General features: G+C 35.7%; 13 protein-coding genes. 7 read left to right on the forward strand and 6 right to left on the reverse strand.

The features are described from left to right. Nucleotides 1-2: 2 nt before the first annotated feature. A complete protein-coding gene (locus tag BMY39_RS03280) occupies nucleotides 3-1,361 on the reverse strand; it encodes a choice-of-anchor B family protein (RefSeq protein ID WP_092575316.1) in 1,359 nt (452 codons plus the stop codon). 150 nt (nucleotides 1,362-1,511) lie between these two features. Between BMY39_RS03280 and thiL the strand changes: the two genes are divergently transcribed. Then, nucleotides 1,512-2,558, forward strand: coding sequence for a thiamine-phosphate kinase (gene thiL / locus BMY39_RS03285; protein ID WP_092575319.1), 1,047 nt, complete (start codon nucleotides 1,512-1,514; stop codon nucleotides 2,556-2,558). On the opposite strand, the gene BMY39_RS03290 is transcribed toward thiL, so the two are convergent. The 3 genes from BMY39_RS03290 to BMY39_RS03300 all read right to left on the reverse strand — a co-directional run bounded on the left by BMY39_RS03290 (nucleotide 2,548) and on the right by BMY39_RS03300 (nucleotide 3,990). Continuing rightward, nucleotides 2,548-2,799 (reverse strand): hypothetical protein, encoded by a 252-nt coding sequence (locus tag BMY39_RS03290; RefSeq protein ID WP_092575322.1) that lies wholly within the window; start codon nucleotides 2,797-2,799, stop codon nucleotides 2,548-2,550. The genes thiL and BMY39_RS03290 overlap by 11 nt on opposite strands. Before the next feature lie 75 nt (nucleotides 2,800-2,874). Next, nucleotides 2,875-3,138 (reverse strand): hypothetical protein, encoded by a 264-nt coding sequence (locus BMY39_RS03295; protein WP_092575325.1) that lies wholly within the window; start codon nucleotides 3,136-3,138, stop codon nucleotides 2,875-2,877. A gap of 78 nt (nucleotides 3,139-3,216) precedes the next feature. Beyond that, nucleotides 3,217-3,990 carry an alpha/beta fold hydrolase gene (locus tag BMY39_RS03300; protein WP_092575328.1) on the reverse strand — a complete coding sequence of 258 codons (774 nt, stop codon included), beginning with the start codon at nucleotides 3,988-3,990 and terminating at the stop codon, nucleotides 3,217-3,219. Between the two features lie 35 nt (nucleotides 3,991-4,025). Here BMY39_RS03300 and BMY39_RS03305 point away from each other — a divergent pair, with 35 nt between their 5' ends. Further along, entirely contained in the window at nucleotides 4,026-5,321 is a 1,296-nt protein-coding gene (locus BMY39_RS03305) for a branched-chain amino acid transport system II carrier protein (protein ID WP_092575331.1), read from the forward strand. On the opposite strand, the gene BMY39_RS03310 is transcribed toward BMY39_RS03305, so the two are convergent. Beyond that, nucleotides 5,318-5,974 (reverse strand): hypothetical protein, encoded by a 657-nt coding sequence (locus BMY39_RS03310; protein WP_092575334.1) that lies wholly within the window; start codon nucleotides 5,972-5,974, stop codon nucleotides 5,318-5,320. The two genes, BMY39_RS03305 and BMY39_RS03310, sit on opposite strands and share 4 nt — an antisense overlap. A 98-nt stretch (nucleotides 5,975-6,072) precedes the next feature. On the opposite strand from BMY39_RS03310, the gene BMY39_RS03315 reads away from it, so the two are divergent. Next, nucleotides 6,073-7,401 (forward strand): aspartate kinase, encoded by a 1,329-nt coding sequence (locus tag BMY39_RS03315; RefSeq protein WP_092575337.1) that lies wholly within the window; start codon nucleotides 6,073-6,075, stop codon nucleotides 7,399-7,401. 37 nt (nucleotides 7,402-7,438) lie between these two features. Here the strand turns inward: BMY39_RS03315 and BMY39_RS03320 are convergent, their stop codons facing one another. After that, nucleotides 7,439-8,731 (reverse strand): aminopeptidase P family protein, encoded by a 1,293-nt coding sequence (locus BMY39_RS03320; RefSeq protein WP_092575345.1) that lies wholly within the window; start codon nucleotides 8,729-8,731, stop codon nucleotides 7,439-7,441. A 119-nt stretch (nucleotides 8,732-8,850) separates the two neighbouring features. Between BMY39_RS03320 and BMY39_RS03325 the strand changes: the two genes are divergently transcribed. The 4 genes from BMY39_RS03325 (at nucleotide 8,851) to BMY39_RS03340 (ending at nucleotide 14,306) form a co-directional block, all read left to right on the forward strand. Next, nucleotides 8,851-10,692 carry a T9SS type A sorting domain-containing protein gene (locus BMY39_RS03325; RefSeq protein WP_092575349.1) on the forward strand — a complete coding sequence of 614 codons (1,842 nt, stop codon included), beginning with the start codon at nucleotides 8,851-8,853 and terminating at the stop codon, nucleotides 10,690-10,692. A 176-nt stretch (nucleotides 10,693-10,868) separates the two neighbouring features. Then, nucleotides 10,869-11,546, forward strand: a complete 678-nt coding sequence (locus BMY39_RS03330) for a succinate dehydrogenase cytochrome b subunit (protein ID WP_092575354.1) — start codon at nucleotides 10,869-10,871, stop codon at nucleotides 11,544-11,546. Nucleotides 11,547-11,554: 8 nt separating this feature from the next. Next, nucleotides 11,555-13,555: a fumarate reductase/succinate dehydrogenase flavoprotein subunit gene (locus BMY39_RS03335; RefSeq protein ID WP_177176559.1), complete on the forward strand. Its 2,001-nt coding sequence runs from the start codon at nucleotides 11,555-11,557 to the stop codon at nucleotides 13,553-13,555. 10 nt (nucleotides 13,556-13,565) lie between these two features. Then, nucleotides 13,566-14,306 (forward strand): succinate dehydrogenase/fumarate reductase iron-sulfur subunit, encoded by a 741-nt coding sequence (locus tag BMY39_RS03340; RefSeq protein WP_092575361.1) that lies wholly within the window; start codon nucleotides 13,566-13,568, stop codon nucleotides 14,304-14,306. Nucleotides 14,307-14,347: the final 41 nt, after the last annotated feature.

Consider the following 14,347-nt stretch of genomic DNA (forward strand, 5'->3'; position numbering starts at 1 on the left):
AATTACTCACTTTTCCGAACTATAAAAAGTCCACGATTTATGTCGCTAATTACAATATTTCCGCTTGTAAAATAAGGGTACACATTCCAAGCGCCATCAAAAGCGGTCGCGTCGTCTTGAGGATAGGTGTCGAAAAAACCAACTTCAGTATAAGATTTATTGTCTATGTTACTAATATCAAGAACACGCATCCCTGCTCTATAGCTAGCTTGAAAATAGGTATCGCCTTTAACGTAGCCATTGTGGTCTATGGAAGGGTTGTTAGCTAAATAATCGAAATGGTACAAGGGATTATCTAAATCAGAAAAATCAAAAGTGATAATCCTTGTATTGTTCCCAACACGCACTTCATCTAACTCATCACCTAAAATAAAATATCGCATATCTTCTGTAAACCATCCTTGATGTGCATACCTGACATTTGGATAGGAAATCGTTGCTATTTTTATAGGATTAGATTTGTCAGTCACATCTGCAATAACTACTTCATTTTCGTTGCTTCCAATTAAAATTTCTTTACCTGTATAATCGGTATCAGGCCCTGTGTAAGTTACAACTTGCGCGTCATGAGAATAGCCCCCTTCTGAAAAACCACCTTCAATAACTGGAGATTTAGGGTTTTGAATGTTAATAAAAATAGGTCCTCCAGCATAAGTATTGTTGCGGTTACCGCCTACGGTGTAAGCATATCCGCTATCTTCATTAATAACCACATTGTGCGCTCTACCAATATCTTCCAAACGAGCATCTGGAGTAAAAACTTCGGGCGGATTCGCAACTGTTCTAAGACGTGTTAAATCAAAAACCTGTAAACCATGACTGTCTTCACCTTGGTTGTTATCTGCCACGATAAATGCATGATTCTGGTAAACCTTTACATCTCGCCAGGGACTCGCCGTAGTCGCTGTTGGCACATTTCCCAAATACAACGGGTTTTCAATATCTGAAATATCAATAAATGCCGTATTTCTGTCAGTAGCAATAAGGGCATATTCTTTACCTGTATCGGGATCTGTCCATCCCCAAGAATCATTTGCGGCAGTTGCTCCAAAAGTCGATAAAGGCAAATACGCCATTAAATCGTAACCGCTACATGGATAAATATCGGCCAAACCATTTTCGCAAATAGCCAAAGGTGCACCAGCATTATTTTGGCAAATATCGCCTATGCCGTCATTGTTGCTATCTTCTTGATTGGGGTTTGGTGCGTCGACACAGTTATCAATAGCATCAGCAACACCGTCATTGTCAGTGTCTGCAATAGCGATACGTTCTACGGGTTCGCTATTACAAGAAGACAATAGTGATGAAATAGCAAAAGAGACAAAAAATACTTTCGCCAAGTTTTTAATAACGTTCATAAAGTGCTGGTTTTCTTTTTCAATGCCTAAGCAAAACGCTAAGTGCTTATTTAATATTGCAGTAAACTACGATAGTGCACAAATTTAACGTATTAAAATTAAATGATTTAATTAATAAATTAAATTAAAAAGCCTTCTTATTTTTGCAGTATGATAGAAGATAAAAACCAATCGCGGACCGATTTGAGTAATTTGGGTGAATTTGCACTCATTGAGCACTTAACAAAACAATTTAAAATTAATCATAAATCCACCATAAAGGGTATTGGAGATGATGCCGCGGTATTAGATTTTAAGGATAAAAAAGTAGTTGTTACTACTGATCTGTTAGTTGAAGGTGTGCATTTTGATCTCAGTTATATGCCATTAAAGCATTTAGGGTATAAAGCAGTAATGGTAAATTTATCGGATGTGTATGCTATGAATGCTGAAGCCACACAAATTACAGTTTCCATAGCGGTCTCTAACAGGTTTCCTTTAGAAGCTTTGGAAGAAATATATGCAGGGATTGAAACGGCCGCAAACTTATATAATATTGATGTTGTAGGAGGAGACACCACGTCTTCAACCAAGGGCTTGTTAATATCTGTTACTGCATTAGGTGAAGTTTCTAATACTGATGTGGTTTACAGAAGTGGGGCAAAACCTAATGATTTGTTAGTGGTTTCAGGAGATTTAGGAGCTGCCTACATGGGTTTACAGGTTTTAGAACGTGAAAAGGAGGTTTATAAGGTTAACCCCAATAGCCAACCAGATTTAGAGCCTTACACTTATATTATCGAACGACAACTGAAGCCTGAGGCTAGAAAGGATATCGTTAAACTGTTAAAAGACTTAGAGGTGAAACCTACATCAATGATTGATATTAGCGATGGTTTGTCTTCAGAAATTATTCATTTATGTACAAATAGTAAAGTAGGATGTGATTTGTATGAAAATAAAATCCCGCTGGATCCTCAAGTGATTTCTACTTGTGAAGAATTCAATATCGATAGTACTACTGTAGCGTTAAACGGAGGTGAAGATTACGAATTGTTGTTTACGATTTCCCAAGAAGATTTTCCTAAAATAAAGGCGAACCCGAATTTATCTGTCATAGGATATATTACGGAAGTTTCTGCTGGAATGCATTTAGTGACCAGAGCCGAGACAAAAATTGAGCTAAAAGCGCAAGGATGGAAGAATTTTAATGCGTAAAAACAAGCAATTCAGAATTGTATTCCTTTGTCTTTAATCTAACTCTATTCTTTTTTTGGTGAATGCGTTCTAAAACGTCATTTATTTCTTTGAACTTAGGAGTAAGTTCGGTTAAGTTGCCTTTGCCGTTAGTAGTAAGCTGTTTTTTGCAGTTGCAACAGGTGTATTCTTTTACATGGTATGTTACATGTCTAGACACTTTATAGTTGTGTCCAAAAACTTTGCAATGGATATTCTTCATTTTGTTCGCATATTAATAATTTTAGTGAGAGAAGTGTGAAATTATTAAAAACGAACTATAAATGTTAATAAACGGTTAATAAATCGACGAAGCGAATGTTTTCTTCTTTAAACGATTCATTCTAGATTGATGAATACGCTCTAGAATAGCATTTATTTCTTGAAATTTCGGTGTAAGTTCAACCAAATTCCCGTTGCTGCTAGTGGTTAATTGCTTTTTACAATGTGCGCATGTATATTCTTTGACGTGGCGCGTTACTCTTTTAGTAACTTGATAGTTGTGACCAAAAATGTTGCAATACATCTTAGGTATAAAAGCGGAGTTAGTACTTTTTTGCATAGGTTAAGTTTTATCAATTCAACTAAAATAGGACCTAAACATACTAAATATTTATCAATTATTCGACATAAAGCTTAATTATTCGATGAAACGCATTATTTTTTGTAGTAATTCTTCTTTATTTTCAATATAGCTCATGTGCCCATCGGGAAATAGTACAATTTCTATGTCGGTATTTTTAGTTTGATCGACCAAAAGTTTATAATCTAAAACGGGGTCTTCTTTTCCCAAAATTAGCATTTTATTAAAACTACCGTTTTTAAATACATCCTCTCTGTTCTTTCTTATCTTCATGCCTTCTAATGCTGCAATAATACCTTGCAATGGCGTTTTTTGTGCATCTAGAGTTAATGCATTTATTTCTTTGGAAAACACACTGCGATTTTTCAGGCTGAATAAATTAGAGATTGCGATTCGTATGAAGGTTCTGTGATTTTCTTTTACAGCTAAAATTGCTCTATCTCTGTTCTTTTGCTTTTCCCTGGTGTCAGCACTTGCCGTAGAATTTATCAAACATAAACCTCTTACTTCATTTTGATATTTATCCGCAAAGGCCAATGCTACGTAACCTCCCATAGAGTGTCCCAATACATAGGAGTGTTGTATCCTTAAATGCTTTAAAATAGCTTTTACAGCCTCAGCCATTTGTTCCATAGTATGTATATATCCCAAACAACCAGATTTTCCGTGCCCTAACAAATCAATACAAATTACTCTATTTTTTTTCTTTAAGGCAGGTACAAATGGATTCCAAATACTGCTATTTTCTAAAAATCCATGTAGCAGCACTATTGGCTGTCCTTCCCCGTTATCTGTATAAAAAATGGGAGTGCCTTTGTGTTCTAAAACCATAATTAATTTATCTTGGGCAAAGATAAAATCATCCTATGAATAAAACTAAGGCATTGGCAATTACTAGTTTTGCTTTATTTTCCCTTTTTTTCGGAGCTGGCAATTTATTATTGCCGCCACTTCTAGGTTATAATTCTGGAGACCATTGGCTGTGGGTAAGTATTGGCTTTATGCTTACGGCAGTTTTTGTACCTATTTTGGGTATTTATGCACATTCTAAACTACAAGGCACTCTGTTTGATTTTGGAAAAAAAGTATCCCCCAGCTTTAGTTTTTTATATTGTGTAATTATTTATATTATCGCAGTTGCCATTCCGTCGCCACGAACTGCTGCGGCAACATACGAAATTGCGATTGCACCAAATTTTAATGTTGGCGCACTCAGCACTAGTCTTGTATACTTTGCGTTTGTTTTGGTTTTTGTCTTTAATCGCTCTAAGATTCTACAGTTGATAGGTAAATATTTAACTCCTGTTATTGTAATTATTTTATTGCTTGTTATACTAGTCAGTCTTTTTACTTTAGATTTTAGAGTTGCTTCTGTTCCTATGGAGTTTCCTTTGCTAAATGGAGTTTTTGAGGGGTATCAAACATTTGATGCTATTGGTTCTGTTGTGGTAGGCGCGGTAATTATCATTTCAATAAACCAAAAATTTGATTATTCTTTTGAGGAAAAGAAAGCGCTTATTAAAAAATCAGGAATTATTTCAGGATTAGGACTGTTTTTAATTTATCTAGGATTAATTGCTACAGGTGCTTTTTTCAGTGCGGAAATTGATTTGGATGATACCTTGAGCAACAATATGCAGCGAGCCAATCTATTGAGACACATAAGCAATAATGCTTTAGGAAATATTGGCGGTTCTGTTTTAAGTATTTTGATAGGTTTAGCCTGTTTTACTACCGCTGTTGGCATAGTTACTGGAGCTGCAGATTACTTTAAAGGGTTGTTTAAAAATTCTAAAACCGTTTATGTTATTGCGGCAATTTTAGCATGTGTTTTTGGTGTTGTAGTAGGGCAGTTAAATTTTAACGCTATTATCGTTATCGCCATCCCGTTTTTGTTATTTATTTATCCTATAACTATTATTTTAATCTTGCTAAATGCTATTCCAGAACGTTTTGCATCAGTACTAGTATTTCGTTTGGTGGTATTGGTAACATTTCTTTTTAGTATTCCAGATGTAATTGGATTTATTTTGCCTTCTGAAACTTTAGAAGGAATAATCGCCTATATCCCATTAGCAGAACATAGTTTTGGGTGGGTTTTACCAGCTTTTATAACCTTTATTTTGGTGAATGTGCTTTCAAGGAAGGGCTTGTCGGTTTAAGATTTTACTTTTTTTATTGCTGTAAAGGCCTTGTCTACAAATTCGTCTTCTACTAAAATAGTGAATTCATTAGTAGTGGAAAGCACTTCATATAATACAACACCTTCCCAAGCTAATCGCTTAAAAAAGTGATAATAAAGACCAGCGATTTTGGAGTTGTCCTGAGGTAAATTAATACTTATTGCCGAAAGATTTTCTTGAATAACAATAAAATGTTCCTGAATTAAATGTTCATTCACAAAATCATTTAAACTACTGGAAACTATAATATTACTTTCGTGAATACCCCTAGTAAAGGTGTAAAAAAACTTATCTTCTTGGTTAATGCGTTCCAGTATTTTCGCATGATTATCTATTAAAGTCGCTGAATTTTTTACTGTAAAATCCGTAAGATTAGAGCGCACTGTAATGTCACCTAAGTTTTGGATAACACGTTTCATTTTTACCGTATTCCCTAATGTTGGCGGTGGATTATAACGCCTTAAAGCCATCATTATAGCCCCAGGCTTCACATCTTTTTTTAGCATTTTACTTATAGGTTCGGTAAGTTCTACCGCCAGAGCGCTAAAGTTAATTATGTTTCGCGCCAACGCTTCCTCTAGATAAGGTTGCGTAATTAAAATGTCTTCAACGCAATTAGATACAGTTTTCATGTTAATTATTTAACAATTTGTGTAAAAATAAACATTTTTTTACATAAATATGTCATGTTTGTAGATGTGTTCTACTTTTGCGCTTCAAAATAATGATAATGAAGGTTTTAAAATTTGGAGGAACATCTGTTGGGTCTGTTGAAAACATGGCTAATGTAAAACAGATTATCAACGATGGCGATAAAAAAATAGTTGTACTTTCTGCAATGTCTGGTACAACCAATAGTTTAGTTGAAATAGCTAAAAATATTAAAGATTCTAATTCGGAAAAGGCGTTAGAGACTATTAATTTACTTCATGAGAAATACACAACAGTAATTAACGAGCTTTTACCAAATCAACGGTTAAACTCATTAACAAAAAGCTATATTTCAGAGCGTTTTAACTTCTTAGTAGAATGCACTTACAAAACGTTTTCTCAAGTATTAGAAAATGAAATTTTGGCTCAAGGTGAGTTGATGTCAACATTTATGTTTCATACATTTTTAGAGCAAGAAGGTATCAGTTCTGCCTTATTACCTGCTTTGGATTTTATGAGAATAGATGAGCATAAAGAACCATCGTTTCATTATATAAAACAAAATTTAAGTAAAGTTTTAACAGAAGCAGGTAATGCTGAAATATACATTACCCAAGGCTTTATATGTTTGGATGATAATGGCGAGGTTTCAAACTTACAAAGAGGTGGAAGTGATTATACGGCTACAATAATTGGAGCAGCAATTAAAGCCGAAGAAGTGCAGATTTGGACTGATATTGATGGCATGCATAATAACGACCCTAGGTTTGTTGAGGGTACTAAGCCTATTTCGGACCTGTCATTTGATGAGGCGGCGGAGTTGGCTTATTTTGGTGCTAAAATCTTGCACCCACAAACCGTTTTGCCAGTTAGGGAAGATGGAATTCCTGTACGTTTAAAAAACACCATGGATCCAGAGGCCAAGGGTACTTCTATTACCAGCAGCCATTTTGAAACCGGTATAAAAGCCATAGCTGCAAAGGATAACATTACAGCCATTAAAATAAAGTCTGGAAGAATGCTTCAAGCGCATGGGTTTTTGAAAAAGGTGTTTGAAATTTTTGAAACTTATGAAACGTCAATAGATATGATTACAACATCAGAAGTGGCAGTATCATTAACTATTGATGACGACAAGAATTTAGATAAAATAATATCAGAATTGGAAGCTTTTGCTTCAATAGAGGTAGATAAAAATCAAAGTATTATATGTTTGGTCGGTCACTCTATTGTAAACCATGAGAAGACCTATAAGCTATTTAAAATACTTAAGGATGTTAAGATAAGGATGATATCGTATGGCGGAAGTAGAAATAATATCTCCTTACTTGTCGACACTACAAATAAAGTAACCACATTGCAAAAACTAAATAATTATTTATTTGAATTAGTCACTCTACAACAATAATTTTAGTTAACAAAAAAGAGGCGCTAAGCCTCTTTTTTTATGCATTCATAATGGTTTCGATTTCATCAATTTCAATCGGGATGTTTTTCATAAGATTAATGGGCTCTCCAGTGTTTTGAATTACAACATCATCTTCTAGCCTAACCCCAAAACCTTCCTCAGGAATATAGATTCCAGGTTCAACAGTAAATACCATATTTGCTTGCATTGGCTCTGTTAAAATACCATAGTCATGCGTGTCTAATCCCATATGGTGACTCGTTCCATGCATAAAGTATTTTTTATAGGCGGGCCATTCAGGGTTTTCATTTTTCACGTCAGCTTTATCAAGCAACCCCAAGTCTAACAATTCAGATGTCATAAGTTTACCTACTTCAACATGATAGTCGCCCCAATATGCGCCTGGAACCAACATTTTAGTAGCTTCATTCTTTACGTTTAGAACAGCATTGTAAACGGCTTTTTGTCTTTCAGAAAAGCGACCTGAAACAGGTACGGTTCTTGTCATATCACTAGCATAGTTCGCATATTCTGCCCCAACATCCATTAAAATTAAATCGCCTGCTTTACATTTCTGGTTGTTCTCAACATAATGTAATACATTCGCGTTGTTTCCAGAAGCTATAATGGGTGTATATGCGAAGCCTTTAGACCGACTTCTTATAAATTCGTGAATGAACTCCGCTTCAATTTCATATTCCGTAACTCCAGGTTTTATAAAATTTAAAATACGCTTGAAACCCTTTTCTGTAATATTACATGCTTTCTGAATGAGTTCAATTTCTACATCTTCTTTAACCGAACGTAAGCGTTGTAAAATAGGATTACTTTTAGCTACAGAATGAGCTGGGTATTTTTCTTTTAACCATTTTGTAAAGCGGTCTTCACGAGTTTCTACTTCAACCGAGGCTCTATAATGTTCGTTAGTGTTGATGTAAACCGTATCGCACTGCGTCATGATCTCAAAAAGCACTTTTTCTAGATCTTGTAGCCAATACACCGTTTTTACACCGCTTGTTTCAAACGCTTTTTCTTTTGTTAATTTCTCGCCTTCCCACACAGCAATATGTTCATTAGTTTCACGTAGAAACAAAATTTCTTTGTGTTTCTCTTTGGGGCAATCAGGAAAAATCACCAAAATGCTTTCTTCTTGATCTACACCGCTCAAATAGAAAATATCTCGGTGTTGTTGAAAGGGCATGGTGCTGTCTGCGCTTATGGGATATATATCGTTTGAGTTGAAAATGGCTAAACTGTTGGGCTTCATTTTAGAAGCAAATTTGGCTCTGTTATTTATAAATAATTGATTGTCTATTGCAGAATATTTCATGTGCTTGTTGCGTTGATTTCTTTAATTAAGGTAAAAGTATAAATAAAAAAACAGATTTTTATTCGTTATATTTGAAACTTTACCTCGACCTAATTAATAAATCACAATACCTAAAACGAATGAGAAAAACCCCACTTTTAAGTCTTTTATGTTTGATGTTTTTATACCTATTCTTACCTAATCATATTGTAGCCCAAGTATTGATAGAAAAAATACCCTTACGAACACAAATCGAAAATTCAGATTTAGTTGTTGAAGGAGAAGTTATAGGAAAAATATCTACTTGGGATGATAACCATAACCTTATTTATACAATAAATACTATAGAGGTATTTAAGGTTTTTAAGGGCACAACAGCTTCTACCATAGAGGTGATTACCGTAGGTGGAACAGTTGGCATGCAGGCTTTAGTTGCGCATCCTAGTTTAAAATTGCGTAAAGGAGATGTTGGTGTGTTTACCTTAGAAAATAACAACTTATCTTTTTCAAAAAGAGCAAACTCCAAAACACCAAAGTTTAAACCCTATGGCTTATCCCAAGGGTTTTATAAATATAACTTATCAGAAGATTTAGCGGCTAATCCTTTTGTGAGGAAGCAAAATATTAGCGGCGATTTTTACAACGAAATTCAACAATATTCAAAATCTCATTTTGTTGAACTTAAAGCATTTGAAGCTAAAGAAAGTTTTTCTAAAAATGCAACAGGTAAAGTGTTTTTGCCACCAAGTGCTCTTACTCTAAATAAAACAACGGTAACAGCTGGAACAAAAGACCCATTAACCATCACAGGATCTGGGTTTGGCGCGGTACAAGGAAAAGTACAGTTTAGAAATGCTGATGATGGTGGTGCAACATTTATTGATGCCTTGGATACACAGGTGATAAGTTGGGCAGACGATCAAATAGTGGTTGAGGTGCCTTCTGATGCGGGAACGGGTACAGTTAAGGTTAGAGATGATAATGGAGCTCTATCCCCTGAATCATCAACACTAACAGTGCTTTATGCTGAAATAAATGTGGTGACAACTGCTGGGGGTAACCCAGAAACCGCGTATCAAGTGCAACATGTAGGGCAAAATATTAGTGGGGGTATGACCTGGCGTATGCAAACTGATTTTTTTAATGATACAGAAGTTCCAGGAGCAAAAGCAGCGTTTACACGAGCATTTAATAACTGGATATGTGAAACAGGAATTAATTATGAAATAGGGACGAGCCCCACTACGGTAGACTCGGCTGGTGGTTCAACAGATGGGACTAATGTTATACGATTTGATAATGGAAGTGAGCTTGATTCTGGCACATTAGGGGTATGCTATTCTTTTTTTTCCGGATGTAGTGATGGAGGGGGCTCATTTAATTGGTATGTTTCAGAGCTTGATTTAGTATTTAACGACACAACAAACTGGTACACGGGAACAGGTGCTCCTGCTTCAGGACAAATTGATTTTGAAAGTATTGCATTACATGAATTAGGGCACAGCCATCAATTGGCACATATTATTGATCCCAATAATAATACGGTAGGTAATAATGCAGAAGATGTAATGCATTATGCTTTTAGTAATGGAGAGTTTCAAAGACTAATTACCGCAAATAATAGTACTGCCGCAAATGTGATACAAGATAGGAGTACTGCATCAAACCCATGTCCACCTTTTGTACTAGCTCCAATGAGTGATGCTGCTTGTGCGCTAAGTGTTGAAAACGCTATTTTAGAAAATGGAGTAAAGCTTTATCCCAACCCTACAGACAACATGTTGTTTATTAAAAACTCATCATACTTAACGTTAAAACGGGCTTTAATCTATGATTTAAGCGGACGCCGTATTGTTGAGTTCGATATTTCAAAAGGTCTAAAAGTTAAGACCATAAATCTATCTAACATCTCTAGCGGTGTTTATTTTATAAAAATAGCATCTGATGAAGCTTCTGTTGTAAGGAAGATAGTAATTCAATAAGTCAGTTCACGAAATTAATTTTTAAGACATACTGAATTGAATTCCTTTTTTAAGGTTTTCATCAAGTTTTAGGAACGTTAATTAAAACCATTCTAAATAATGAAAACATAGCATTTGAGAGTTGTCTAAGAGCGTGTCCATAACTACCTTTGTGTAAATTAAAATTTTAATAAACAATGGCCGGATTTTTTAAATCTTCGATTGGAAGAAAAGTAGCTATGGCACTTTCTGCTTTTTTCCTTATGTTCTTCTTAATTATCCATTTAGCTGTAAATATTACATCACTATTTAGTGCAGATTTATTTAACGAATTATCTCATTTTATGGGAACAAATCCGTTAGTGCAATTTGCATTGCAACCTGTTTTAATTGTTGGTGTGGTATTTCATTTTGTAATGGGTTTTATTTTAGAGATTCAAAATAAAAAAGCAAACGGTGTAAGTTATGCCAGAAACAATGGGGCAGCCAACTCGTCATGGGTGAGTAGAAATATGATTTATAGCGGCTTGGTAGTTTTAGCATTTTTAGTGTTGCACTTTATCGATTTTTGGATACCAGAAATTAATACCAAATATATTGTTGGGGATATGTCTGGAATGCATGATGGAGAATATCGTTATTTCCATGAGCTTGTAGAGAAATTTCAAAGTCCGTTAAGAGTAGCAGCATATGTTATCTCTTTTGTACTTTTAGGTTTGCATTTAGCACACGGTTTTACATCGGCATTCCAATCTGTAGGTTCTTCTGCAGGACGTAAAAAAACGTTACAACAAATTGGTAAGGCATATTCAATTATTATCCCGTTAGGATTTATAATTATTGCAGTGTATCATCATTTAAATCCACACCATTAATCTTAAATATTATGGCTTTAGATTCAAAAGTACCAGAAGGTCCAATTCAAGATAAATGGACAGACTATAAAAATAAAATTAATCTTGTAAATCCTGCCAACAAGCGTCATATTGATGTTATTGTGGTTGGAACAGGTTTAGCAGGAGGTTCTGCAGCTGCTACATTGGCCGAATTAGGTTACAATGTAAAAGCATTTGCTTACCAAGATTCTCCAAGACGTGCACACTCTATTGCTGCACAAGGAGGTATTAACGCTGCTAAAAATTATCAGGGTGACGGTGACTCCACTTACAGATTATTTTATGATACAGTAAAGGGAGGCGATTACCGTTCGCGTGAAGCCAATGTATATAGGTTAGCAGAGGTTTCGGCAAATATTATCGACCAATGTGTAGCACAAGGTGTTCCATTTGCGCGTGATTATGGTGGTTTGTTAGATAATCGTTCTTTTGGCGGGGTGTTAGTGTCAAGAACATTTTATGCTAAAGGACAAACAGGTCAGCAATTATTGTTAGGGGCTTATTCTGCTATGAACCGTCAAATAGCGCGTGGTAAGATTGAAATGTTTAACCGCCACGAGATGTTAGATGTTGTTATTGTTGATGGAAAGGCTCGAGGTATTATTGCAAGAAATTTAATTACCGGTGAAATAGAGCGTCATTCAGCACATGCCGTTGTTGTGGGTACGGGCGGATATGGTAATGTATATTTCTTATCAACCAATGCAATGGGTAGTAATGTTACTGCTGCTTGGAAAATCCATAAAAAAGGCGCGTATTTCGCTAACCCTTGTTATACTCAAATTCACCCAACTTGTATTCCACGTTCGGGAGATTATCAATCAAAACTGACTTTGATGTCGGAGTCGCTTCGTAACGACGGACGTATTTGGGTGCCAGCGAAACTAGAAGATGCTAAAGCGATTAGAGAAGGCAAGAAGAAACCGACAGATTTATCAGAAGAGGAAAGAGACTACTATTTAGAACGTCGCTATCCAGCGTTTGGAAACCTAGTGCCAAGAGACGTGGCTTCAAGAGCTGCTAAAGAACGTTGTGATGCAGGATTTGGTGTGAATGCCACTGGAGAAGCGGTGTATTTAGATTTTGCTGATGCGATTAACCGTTATGGAAGTGAGCAAGCTAAAATCCATAATATCTCAAATCCTTCAAAAGCAAAAATATACGAATTAGGTAAAGCTATAGTTGAAGCTAAATATGGGAACCTATTTCAAATGTATGAGAAGATTGTAGATGAAAACCCGTATGAAACTCCTATGATGATTTATCCAGCGGTACATTATACTATGGGAGGTGTTTGGGTAGATTATAACTTAATGACTACTGTACCAGGATTGTATTGCATTGGAGAAGCAAATTTCTCTGATCACGGTGCAAACCGACTTGGAGCCTCTGCATTAATGCAAGGTTTGGCCGATGGTTATTTTGTATTGCCATACACTATTGGAGACTACCTAGCCGATGATATTAGAACTGGTAAAATCCCAACGGATACAAAAGAGTTTGATGAAGCAGAGAAAGAAGTTAAAGATAGAATTGAATTCTTTACCACTAATAATGGGACAAAATCTGTAGATTATTTTCATAAGAAACTTGGAAAGGTAATGTGGGATAAATGCGGTATGTCTAGAAATGAAAAAGGGCTTAAAGAAGCTATAAAAGAAATAAAAGAAATTCGTGAAGAATTTTGGAAAGATGTAAAAGTTCCAGGAAAGGCCGATGAAATGAACCCTGAATTAGAAAAGGCAGGACGTGTTGCCGATTTCTTAGAACTAGGAGAGTTATTTGCTAAGGATGCCTTGGTAAGAGAAGAATCTGCTGGAGGTCACTTTAGGGAAGAATATCAAACTCCAGAGGGAGAGGCAAAACGCAGAAAAGAGTTTCAATATGTTTCTGCTTGGGAATATGTAGGAGAGCCAAGTGAGGCTAAATTACATAAAGAACCTCTGGTTTATGAAAATATTGAAGTAAAAGAAAGAAGTTACAAATAAAAAAGACGCTATGAATTTAACGCTTAAAATTTGGAGACAAAAAGACTCGAATGCAAAGGGTCAGATGGTAGATTATAAAGTTACAGATATTTCAGAACACATGTCTTTTTTAGAAATGATGGACGTGTTGAACGAACAACTTGTAGGGAAAGGAGAAGAACCTGTAGCTTTCGATCATGATTGTAGAGAAGGTATTTGTGGTATGTGCTCTATGTATATAAATGGAGAGGCACATGGTCCAGATAGAGGTATTACAACATGCCAGTTGCACATGAGAATGTTTAAGGATGGAGACACTATAACTATTGAACCATTTAGAGCAGCAGCATTTCCTGTTATCAAAGATTTAGTAGTAGATAGAACCGCTTTTGAACGGATTCAGCAGGCAGGAGGTTTTATTTCTGTAAATACTTCAGGAAATACCCAGGATGCCAATTCAATTCCTATTTCTAAACATGCTGCCGATGAGGCGATGGATGCCGCTACTTGTATTGGTTGTGGCGCTTGTGTTGCCACATGTAAAAACTCTAGTGCAATGTTGTTTGTTGGTGCCAAAGTATCGCAATACGCTTTACTGCCACAAGGACAAGTTGAAGCAGCAGATCGTGTGAAGAACATGGTAGCTCAAATGGATTTAGAAGGTTTTGGTAACTGTACAAATACAGGAGCTTGTGAAGTGGAATGTCCAAAAGGCATTTCGTTGGATAATATTGCCAGAATGAATCGTGAGTTAATAAAAGCTTCCGTATAAACGAATTTACTAAGATAATTTAGGCTCATAGCAAAACTATG

Origin of the sequence: Hyunsoonleella jejuensis, assembly GCF_900111025.1 — a bacterium.
GTDB classification, from domain to species: domain Bacteria; phylum Bacteroidota; class Bacteroidia; order Flavobacteriales; family Flavobacteriaceae; genus Jejuia; species Jejuia jejuensis.

What these genes read in the sequence shown, in the direction of transcription:
- BMY39_RS03330 (WP_092575354.1), top strand. Translation starts at nt 10,869, where the DNA reads ATGGCCGGATTTTTTAAATCTTCGATTGGAAGAAAAGTAGCTATGGCA.
- BMY39_RS03320 (WP_092575345.1), bottom strand. Translation starts at nt 8,731, where the DNA reads ATGAAATATTCTGCAATAGACAATCAATTATTTATAAATAACAGAGCC.
- BMY39_RS03295 (WP_092575325.1), bottom strand. Translation starts at nt 3,138, where the DNA reads ATGCAAAAAAGTACTAACTCCGCTTTTATACCTAAGATGTATTGCAAC.
- BMY39_RS03310 (WP_092575334.1), bottom strand. Translation starts at nt 5,974, where the DNA reads ATGAAAACTGTATCTAATTGCGTTGAAGACATTTTAATTACGCAACCT.
- BMY39_RS03315 (WP_092575337.1), top strand. Translation starts at nt 6,073, where the DNA reads ATGAAGGTTTTAAAATTTGGAGGAACATCTGTTGGGTCTGTTGAAAAC.
- BMY39_RS03340 (WP_092575361.1), top strand. Translation starts at nt 13,566, where the DNA reads ATGAATTTAACGCTTAAAATTTGGAGACAAAAAGACTCGAATGCAAAG.
- BMY39_RS03305 (WP_092575331.1), top strand. Translation starts at nt 4,026, where the DNA reads ATGAATAAAACTAAGGCATTGGCAATTACTAGTTTTGCTTTATTTTCC.
- thiL (WP_092575319.1), top strand. Translation starts at nt 1,512, where the DNA reads ATGATAGAAGATAAAAACCAATCGCGGACCGATTTGAGTAATTTGGGT.
- BMY39_RS03280 (WP_092575316.1), bottom strand. Translation starts at nt 1,361, where the DNA reads ATGAACGTTATTAAAAACTTGGCGAAAGTATTTTTTGTCTCTTTTGCT.
- BMY39_RS03300 (WP_092575328.1), bottom strand. Translation starts at nt 3,990, where the DNA reads ATGGTTTTAGAACACAAAGGCACTCCCATTTTTTATACAGATAACGGG.
- BMY39_RS03290 (WP_092575322.1), bottom strand. Translation starts at nt 2,799, where the DNA reads ATGAAGAATATCCATTGCAAAGTTTTTGGACACAACTATAAAGTGTCT.
- BMY39_RS03325 (WP_092575349.1), top strand. Translation starts at nt 8,851, where the DNA reads ATGAGAAAAACCCCACTTTTAAGTCTTTTATGTTTGATGTTTTTATAC.